At 63.7% G+C, this 8940-nt stretch carries 10 protein-coding genes; all 10 read right to left on the bottom strand.

Annotation, left to right across the window (positions count from 1 at the left end):
• On the bottom strand, positions 1–412 hold a 412-nt coding region (locus IVB32_RS11290), incomplete at its 3' end, for a biotin/lipoyl-containing protein (protein ID WP_247410373.1).
• A gap of 60 nt (positions 413–472) precedes the next feature.
• On the bottom strand, positions 473–925 hold the full coding sequence (locus IVB32_RS11285; protein ID WP_247369919.1) for a nucleoside deaminase: 453 nt from the start codon (positions 923–925) through the stop codon (positions 473–475).
• 2 nt (positions 926–927) lie between these two features.
• The gene (locus IVB32_RS11280) at positions 928–1230 is read right to left on the bottom strand and encodes a DUF5076 domain-containing protein (protein WP_007590623.1); all 303 of its coding nucleotides are present in this window, start codon (positions 1228–1230) and stop codon (positions 928–930) included.
• Positions 1231–1233: 3 nt separating this feature from the next.
• Positions 1234–2622, bottom strand: a complete 1389-nt coding sequence (locus tag IVB32_RS11275) for a pyruvate dehydrogenase complex E1 component subunit beta (RefSeq protein WP_247369917.1) — start codon at positions 2620–2622, stop codon at positions 1234–1236.
• A 29-nt stretch (positions 2623–2651) separates the two neighbouring features.
• Entirely contained in the window at positions 2652–3674 is a 1023-nt protein-coding gene (pdhA, locus tag IVB32_RS11270; RefSeq protein ID WP_085353223.1) for a pyruvate dehydrogenase (acetyl-transferring) E1 component subunit alpha, read from the bottom strand.
• Between the two features lie 312 nt (positions 3675–3986).
• Entirely contained in the window at positions 3987–4304 is a 318-nt protein-coding gene (locus IVB32_RS11265; protein ID WP_247410439.1) for a septum formation initiator family protein, read from the bottom strand.
• Between the two features lie 209 nt (positions 4305–4513).
• Positions 4514–5065: an NADPH-dependent FMN reductase gene (locus IVB32_RS11260; RefSeq protein ID WP_085353225.1), complete on the bottom strand. Its 552-nt coding sequence runs from the start codon at positions 5063–5065 to the stop codon at positions 4514–4516.
• A gap of 175 nt (positions 5066–5240) precedes the next feature.
• Positions 5241–6239 carry an MBL fold metallo-hydrolase gene (locus IVB32_RS11255; RefSeq protein ID WP_247410370.1) on the bottom strand — a complete coding sequence of 333 codons (999 nt, stop codon included), beginning with the start codon at positions 6237–6239 and terminating at the stop codon, positions 5241–5243.
• Between the two features lie 116 nt (positions 6240–6355).
• A complete protein-coding gene (locus tag IVB32_RS11250; RefSeq protein WP_247296600.1) occupies positions 6356–7489 on the bottom strand; it encodes a zinc-binding dehydrogenase in 1134 nt (377 codons plus the stop codon).
• 34 nt (positions 7490–7523) lie between these two features.
• Complete coding sequence (eno, locus tag IVB32_RS11245; RefSeq protein ID WP_018458064.1) at positions 7524–8807, bottom strand: phosphopyruvate hydratase; 1284 nt, start codon at positions 8805–8807, stop codon at positions 7524–7526.
• Between the last annotated feature and the right edge of the window lie 133 nt (positions 8808–8940).

The following is an 8940-nucleotide window of genomic DNA, read 5'->3' as shown; positions in this document are numbered from 1 at the left end:
TGCTCTGCGCAGCCGGTGCTGCGGCCTGCGGTGCAGGTGCTGCGGCGGGCGCCGGCGCGGCCTTGGGCGCAGCAGGCGCAGGAGCCGGCGCAGCAGCGGGAGCTTCAGCAGCTTTCCGAGGTGCGGCCGAAGCGCTCGGTTTGGCGGCACCTGCCGCCTTCACGTCCTCGCCCTCGCCGGCCAGCACCGCGATCACGTCGTTGACCGGGACGTCCTGCGTGCCCTCGGGCACGAGGATCCTGGCGATCGTGCCCTCGTCGATGGCCTCGACCTCCATGGTCGCCTTGTCGGTCTCGATCTCGGCGATGATGTCGCCGGATTTGACCTTGTCGCCTTCCTTCTTCAGCCACTTGGCGAGGTTGCCCTTCTCCATCGTCGGCGAAAGAGCGGGCATCAGGATGTTGATGGGCATGCTGACCTCAAGAAGAACTTTGCAAAAATCCGTCTCCGGACCGAAGACGAACAGACCACGTTAGTTGCCGATGTCGCCCTGCCACAGGCGCTCATTGGCAGGGATGGAACGCCAATTCTTCATCATGGTGATGGAGCGGTCGTCGGCAAGGTCGATCCACGGGATGCCGAACTTGTCGAGAATGTCCTTGGAGCCCTCGAAGGTAACGGACTCTCCAATCACCACGAGCTTCACCTTGAACAGTGCGAGCGCACCGGCACACATCGCGCATGGCGACAGCGTGGTGTACATGACGGTATCGTGGAACGAAATCGCACCCGCCTCGCGCAGGCAACTCATCTCGCCGTGCAGGATCGGGTTGTTTTCCTGCACGCGGTTGTTGTGGCCGCGGGCAATGACCTTGTTGTCGCGGGTCAGCACGGCGCCGATCGGCAGGCCGCCTTGCGCGATCGAGGCTTCCGCCTCGCGGATCGCCTCCAGCATGAAATCGAAATGATAGGCTTCGATCGCCACGGTCAGTGCCCCTTCCCGCGCGGCGTCGTGGTGCCGGTGTCGGTGGGACGCTCGATCTCGGCCTGGAACATCTCGATGATCCGGTTCAGCGCGTCCTCCTCGGTGTATTCGCTCTCGCGCGCATAGGCGCGCGCGGCGTGACGGGCGAGATCGACGAGCAGCAGGCCCCACATATCGGGCTCGTCGAAGGCCCGCTGGAACGCCATCGACAGCCCGCCGTCCAGCACGAACACGCGCAGGATCTCGACCGCATCATCGCGGACGAGGACGTCGGGTGGCAGTGGCTGCTCCTTCGGACCCGCCATGGTCTACCTGTAGCAGACGGCTTTGGCGGCCTCGACCACTTCGGCAGCCGAAGGCAGCGCGAGCTTTTCCAGGTTCGCGGCATACGGCATCGGCACGTCCTTGCCGGAGACCCGGGTTACAGGCGCATCCAGATAGTCGAAGGCATGCTCCATGATCCGCGCGGCGATCTCGGCGCCGACACCGCTCTGGGCCCAGCCCTCTTCCACCGTGACGGCACGTCCCGTCTTCTTGACGGAGTTGACGATGGTGTCGGTGTCCATCGGACGCAGCGTGCGCAGGTCGATCACTTCGGCCTCGATGCCGTCCTTGGCGAGTTCGTCGGCGGCCTTCAGCGCGTAGCTCATGCCGTTCGACCACGAGATGATCGTGACATGGCTGCCGGAGCGCACGATGCGCGCCTTGCCGATCGGAATCACGAAATCGTCGAGCTTCGGCACCTCGCCAGTGTGGCCGTAGAGCATTTCGTTCTCGAGGAAGATCACCGGATTGGGATCGCGGATCGCAGCCTTGAGCAGGCCCTTGTAATCAGCGGCCGAGAACGGCGCGACGACCTTGAGGCCGGGGACGTTCGAATACCAGGACGAATAATCCTGGCTGTGCTGGGCGGCCACGCGGGAAGCGGCGCCGTTGGGCCCGCGGAATACGATGGAGCAGCCCATCTGGCCGCCGGACATATAGAGCGTCTTGGCCGCGGAGTTGATGATCTGGTCGATCGCCTGCATAGCGAAGTTGAAGGTCATGAACTCGACAATCGGCTTCAACCCGGTCATCGCGGCGCCGACGCCGATGCCGGCAAAGCCGTGCTCCGTGATTGGCGTGTCGATGACGCGCTTGGCGCCGAATTCCTGAAGCAGCCCTTGCGTCACCTTGTAGGCGCCTTGGTATTCGGCAACCTCTTCGCCCATCACGAAGACGTCGGCGTCGCGGCGCATCTCTTCGGCCATAGCATCGCGCAGGGCTTCGCGGATGGTCTGCGTCACCATCTCGGTGCCTGCGGGCACTTCCGGGTCGGGTTCTGCGACGGCCTGCGGCGCCGGCGCAGCCTTGGGAGCTGGAGCCTCGGTCTTCGCGGCGGCAGGGGCTGCGGATTCGGCAGCCTTCTGCTGCTGGGCAGGCGCGGGCGCCTTGGCGAGATCGGCGGCACTTTCGCCATCGGCCAGAATTGTCGCGATCGGTGTGTTCACGGCAACGTCGGCGGTGCCCTCGGGGATCAGGATCTTGCCGAGCGTACCTTCATCGGTCGCCTCGACCTCCATGGTCGCCTTGTCGGTCTCGATCTCGGCGATGACGTCGCCGGACTTGATCGTCTCACCCTCTTTTTTCAGCCATTTGGAGAGGTTGCCCTTCTCCATCGTGGGCGACAACGCGGGCATCAGCACTTGAATTGGCATATCGGCTCCAAAAGAAAGCTTGCGCGCGTTCAGCGGTAAATATCGGTCCAGAGCTCGGCGGCATCCGGCTCGGGATCATGCTGGGCGAAATCGGCGGACGCGTTGACGATGTCGCGCACCTCGGCGTCGATCGCCTTCAGATCCTGCTCGCTGACCTTGGCGGCCAACAGGCGGTTGCGCACCTGCTCGATCGGATCCTGGTCGTGGCGGACTTTTTCGACCTCCTCGCGCGTTCTGTACTTTGCGGGATCGGACATCGAGTGGCCGCGATAACGGTAGGTCTGCATCTCCAGGATGAAGGGTCCCTTGCCGGCGCGGCACCAGGCCGCCGCCTCGTCGCCGGCGGCCTTCACGGCGCGGACGTCCATGCCGTCGACCTGCTGGCCGGGAATGTTGAAGGAGGCGCCGCGCTTGGAGAAATCCTGCTGCGCCGAGGCGCGCGAGACCGAAGTGCCCATGGCGTAGCGGTTGTTCTCGATGACGTAGATCACCGGCAGCTTCCAGAGCTCCGCCATGTTGAAGCTCTCATAGACCTGGCCCTGGTTGGCCGCGCCGTCGCCGAAATAGGTGACGCTGACATTGTCGTTGTCGCGATAGTGATTGGCGAAAGCGAGCCCGGTGCCGAGCGAGACCTGTGCGCCGACGATGCCGTGGCCGCCGTAAAAGTGCTTCTCCTTGCTGAACATATGCATGGAGCCGCCCTTGCCCTTGGAATAGCCGCCGCGACGGCCGGTGAGCTCGGCCATGACGCCTTTGGCCTCCATGCCGGTGGCGAGCATATGGCCGTGATCGCGATAGCCGGTGATGACCTGATCGCCCGGCTTCAGGGCCATCTGCATCCCGACCACCACGGCCTCCTGGCCGATATAAAGGTGGCAGAAGCCGCCGATCGCGCCCATGCCGTAGAGCTGGCCGGCCTTTTCCTCGAACCGCCGGATCAGGAGCATGTCGCGGAGCGCCTTGAGCTCCTGCTCTCTGGTGAATTCCGGGGGCGAACCGCCGTCGGTCTTGTCCTGTGCAGTACTCGCGGCGGCTTTCTTGGGTGCGGCCATGGGAATTTCCGGGTCAGAGAAAACTTCAGCCCTGTCTAACCCAAGTCAAACGCCCTTGGAAAGCACCGCGGCGGCATGGCACGCCTTTCATTATGCCGCACTGCAACGCGATCGTAATATTGCAAAATCTTTGACGCGGATCGGGCAACATTTAGCTCCCCGACTCCCGCATCGTGTGTGGAATACCGATCGCAGACCCGCTCACGTCAGCCGCAGGAAGCAACGGGCTGCTTGCATATCGCAATCGCGCTGGCTCGATGGAGTCAGCGGCAGACCGCAAACCCCGCAAATGGCGCTTGTGCCGCTCGCGTGTCAGTTCGCCGGGATCGTCCGGACGAGATCGCGCGGATTGACGTAGTCGAGCTGGAAGCGCGCCCGCTCGTCCAGCATGTCGGGGTCGATCTTCGCGGAGCGCAGCAGCGAAACGCGCTGCTCGCTCGTGGCGCGCTCGCGCTTGAGCTGCGCCAGTTCGCTGGTCAGCGCCACGATCTCCTGGTCGAGCTCCTGGCGGGCGTTGAGGCCGTATTTGCCGGTATAGGCGTTGACGCCGAAATAGCCGACGATGGCGGCCGCCATCGCATAGAGGGCAAGACCGGTCAGGATCGATTTCAGGCGCGCGCGGGAGACCATCCTGGGAAGATGGGACAGGTTGGTTAAGGGCGTGCTAATTGCCCGCCCGCTTGGCGTTCCAATGCCTGGCTCAGCCGTCATGCTCGGCCTTGTGCCGGGCATCCACGTTCTTCGTCATTTTGGCAAAGACGTGGATGGCCGGGACATCTAGCGCGAAGACGCGCTTCGCGCTTTTGCCCGGCCATGACGGAGACCCGGGGTTCGCGGCCTCAGCCGTGATGCTTCGCGACGTGCACCGCAAACGCGTCGATATAGGCCTGGAGCACCGGCTTCAAGGACTCCTTGGTCAGGTTGCCGTCGGCATCGAACGCGTCGCCCACCCCGTTCAGATAGGCCTCCGGCTGCTGCATGATCGGGCCGGAAATGCCCGGCAGGATGTTCTGGAGCGTCTTGGCGGCACTGACGCCGCCGAGCGGGCCCGGCGAGTTCGCGATGATGCCGACCGGCTTGTCGTTGAACGAGCTCTTGCCATAGGGCCGCGAGGCGACGTCGATGGCGTTCTTCAGCACCCCCGGGATCGCGCGATTGTATTCCGGCGTGACGAAGATGACGCCGTCCGATTTCTGGATTTTTTCGCGGAAAGACAGCCAATCCGCCGGCGGCGCTCCCTCGAGGTCCTGGTTGAAGAACGAGATGCCGGCCGGCGTGATGACCTCGAGCTTGAGCGAGGCCGGCGCGAGCTTGGCGAGCGCATTGGCGATCTTGAGCGAAAAGCTGTCCTTACGCAGGCTGCCGGCGATCGTGACGATATTGTAGGCCATAGAGTGTCCTCGAAATCTTCAGCGGGAGTGCCGGGTCGGCACTTAAGCGATCTCGACCGATAGATGCAAGTGCATGGACTGGTCGGATTTGGAAACGCTGGGTTTCTGAACGGTTGCCCAAACAATCAGGCCGCCAAGTGGCGGCCCGATCCCTGGTACAAATCTGCAAATCGGCTCAGATGGTCGGATTCCACGCCGACGGGATCAGACGATATTTGGCGCCGTCCTTCTCGACATGGCCGACCGAGGGGAAGGTGAAGTGGAAGCCGATCACGGTCGCCTTCTCGGCGGCCGCCATGTCGTAGAATTTGTGGCGGGTTTCCTGCGCCAGCGCTGCATCGGTGTCGAACACCACATGCCAGTTCGGATTGCGCAGGAAGAACTCCGGGATGTTGGTGACGTCGGACTGGATCAGCACCTTGGAATCGCCTGAGGCGACCGCGAACGAGGTGTGCCCCGGGGTGTGACCGGGCGTCGCGATCGAGGTGATGCCCGGTGCGACCTCCTTGCCCCACTCGTACTTCGTCACCTTGGATTCGAGGCCGGCAAAGGTCTTCTTCACGTTGGCGAAGTAGTTCTTCATCATCGCGTTGGACTCGGCCTTGGCGGCGTTGTCCTCGCTGGTCCAGAACTCCCAGTCCTTGCCTGGCACCATGATCTCCGCATTGGGGAAGGCAAGCGCGCCGTCGGCGAGACGAATGCCGTTGGTGTGGTCGGGATGCAGATGCGAGAGCAGCACGACGTCGATGCTCTTGGGGTCGACGCCGGCGGCCTGGAGGTTCTGCAGCGTGCGGCCGACCGCGCCCTTGCTGGGCTCGAGATTGGCGACACCGTTGCCGGTATCGATCAGCACGAGCTTGGAGCCGGTGTTGATGAGCTGCGGGTTGAATGGCACCGTGACCATGCCCTTCGGCATGTAGGCCGCCTCGCCAGCGGCCAGCACTTCCTCCTTCGGCGCGTTGACGACGAACTTGTCCGGCATCGGGAAAGTGCGCGCACCGTCATTGATGGAGGTGCACTCGTAGCTGCCGACCTTGTAGCGGTAGAAGCCCGGCGCCTGCGTGCCGGCTTGCGGTACTGAGGCATTGGCGGCGGTCGGCCCAAAGCCGGTCACGGCAGCCGCACCGAAGGTGGCGGCGCCTGCAAGCAAATGGCGGCGATTAAGATCGGTCATGAGGTCCCCTTCTGAGCGCCCCGCGGTTTTCCCGCGTGCAAATGGCGGCGGAATAATCCCCGGCTTCGCTCAGAAGGCAAGACCTTCTTTCGGTGACGTGCCGTCGCACGTCCCGATTATTTGTTCGGGTTGATGAGGAATTTTTCGCCAGTGGCGCGTTTGGCGTACACCGCGATGTTGGCGGGATCGAGCGCCTCGGAAAGCGACACCACCTTGGTGTAGTGGCTGGCAAACGTGGTCTTCAGTTCGTCGACGACGCGCTGGCGCAGCCTGGCCCCGTCCGCCTGCCCGATCTTCATCAGGAACGGAAACAGCAGCCAGCCGCCGACGCCCCAGGCCATGCCGAAGCCGCGCGGCAGCTCAATCGGGCGGACATCGAGCGCGCCATAGACATAGACCTGCTTGTGCACGTTGGAGCCGTAGCGGCTGTACTCCTTCGCGGTCTTGTTGATCGCGACTTCCATGCAGTTGAGGATGTCTCCGGCGAGCTTCCCGCCGCCGATGGCGTCGAAGGCGATGGTGGCGCCGGTCTCGACCAGCGCATTGGTGAGATCGCCGAGGAAGCTCGGTGCGCTGGAATCGACGACATATTTGGCGCCGATCTTGTGCAGGATGTCGGCCTGCTCCTTGCTGCGCACGATGTTGACCAGCGGGATGCCGTCCTTGATGCAGATCTTGTTCAGCATCTGCCCGAGATTGGAGGCGGCCGCAGTGTGCACCAGCGCCTTGTGACCCTCGCGTCGCATGGTCTCGGTCATGCCGAGCGCGGTGAGCGGATTGACGAAGCAGGAGGCACCTTCGGCCGGCGTGGTGCCTTCCGGCAGCGGCAGGCACTCGCGCACTTTCAACGTGCGATACTGCGTGTACATCGCGCCGCCGATCATGGCGACGGTCTTGCCCATCAGCGCCTTCGCGGCATCCGAGGAGCCGGTCCTGATCACGACTCCCGCGCCTTCGTTACCGACCGGCATGGATTCGTCGAGCCGGCCTGCCATCGCCCGCATCGCGCCTTCCGGCACTTTCGCGGTGATGACGGGAGCTTCTTTGGTGCCCGAAGCCTTTGCCGTGCTCATGTCGGCCGCGCCGATCAAGAGCCCGAGGTCGGACGGGTTGATCGGCGCGGCCTCGACGCGGACGACAACCTCGTCCGCGGCGGGTTCGGGGGTCGGCACGTCGAGCAGCGAGATTTCGAGCTCACCGCTCTTCTTGATCAGCGAACGCAGTTGCAGGCCGTTCTTGCCGTCGCTCATGTCGATCCTCCCCTGTTCTTGTCCGACCGCTGGCTTATGCCAGCGCCTTCAGTGCCGCCTTGCCGCCGTAGAGCGCCTGCTTGCCGAGCTGCTGCTCGATGCGCAGGAGCTGGTTGTATTTGGCGGTGCGATCGGAGCGCGCAAGGGAGCCGGTCTTGATCTGACCGCAATTGGTGGCGACCGCGAGGTCGGCGATGGTAGAATCCTCGGTCTCGCCGGAGCGGTGCGACATCACCGAGGTGTAGCCGGCCTTGTGCGCCATCTCGACGGCGGCGAGCGTCTCGGTCAGCGTGCCGATCTGGTTGACCTTGATCAGGATCGAATTGGCCCGTCCGGCCTTGATGCCTTCGGCGAGGCGCTTGACGTTGGTGACGAAGAGATCGTCACCGACGAGCTGGCACTTCTTGCCGACGAGGTCGGTCAGCTCCTTCCAGCCGTCCATGTCGTCTTCCGACATGCCGTCCTCGATGGTCACGATCGGATAGCGCGAGACGAGATCAGCAAGGTACTTGGCCTGCTCGGAGATCGAGCGGGTCTTGCCCTCGCCCTCGTAGACGTATTTGCCGTCCTTGAAGAACTCGGTCGAGGCGCAGTCGAGGCCAATGACGATGTCGGAGCCCGCCTTGTAGCCGGCCTTGCCGATCGCGTTCATGACGAATTCGAGCGCGGCGTCCGCCGACGGCAGGTTCGGGGCAAAGCCGCCCTCATCGCCGACATTGGTGTTGTGGCCGGCCTTCTTCAATTCGGACTTCAGGGTGTGGAAGACCTCCGCGCCATAGCGCAAGCCCTCGGCAAAGGAGGACGCGCCAACCGGTAGGATCATGAACTCCTGGAAGTCGATCGGATTGTCGGCGTGCATGCCGCCATTGATGATGTTCATCATCGGCACCGGCAGCAGCCGCGCCGAGGTGCCGCCAACGTAACGATAGAGCGGCATGTCGAGCGAGTTCGCGGCCGCCTTGGCGCAGGCGAGCGACACGCCGAGGATGGCGTTGGCGCCCAGCCGGCTCTTGTTCGGCGTACCGTCGAGGTCGATCATGATCTGGTCGAGCTGGGCCTGCTGCTCGACATCGAGGCCGCTCAGGGCCTCGAAGATTTCGCCGTTGACGGCGCCGACCGCCTTGGTGACGCCCTTGCCGAGATAGCGAGTCTTGTCACCGTCGCGTAGTTCCACCGCCTCATGGGCGCCGGTGGAGGCGCCGGACGGCACGGCAGCACGGCCAAGCGCGCCATCTTCCAGCACGACGTCGACCTCGACGGTGGGATTGCCACGGCTATCGAGAATTTCGCGGCCGATGATGTCGATGATGGCGGTCATGATGTGCACTTCCGTTCGTTAGGGCTGATCGGTGCCGCGGGTCTTACACGGACCGCAAGCAAATGTGAACGCTTGGAGGGTGGGCTTCGACTGACGCGTGAAGCGGCTCGGACTAAGGTTGACCGCATCTGGT

Origin of the sequence: Bradyrhizobium sp. 23 (assembly GCF_023073295.1) — a bacterium.
Classification (GTDB): Bacteria; Pseudomonadota; Alphaproteobacteria; order Rhizobiales; family Xanthobacteraceae; genus Bradyrhizobium; species Bradyrhizobium canariense_D.
The sequence above is the reverse complement of the archived record's forward strand: the minus strand, read 5'-3'. Positions and strand labels throughout refer to the sequence as shown.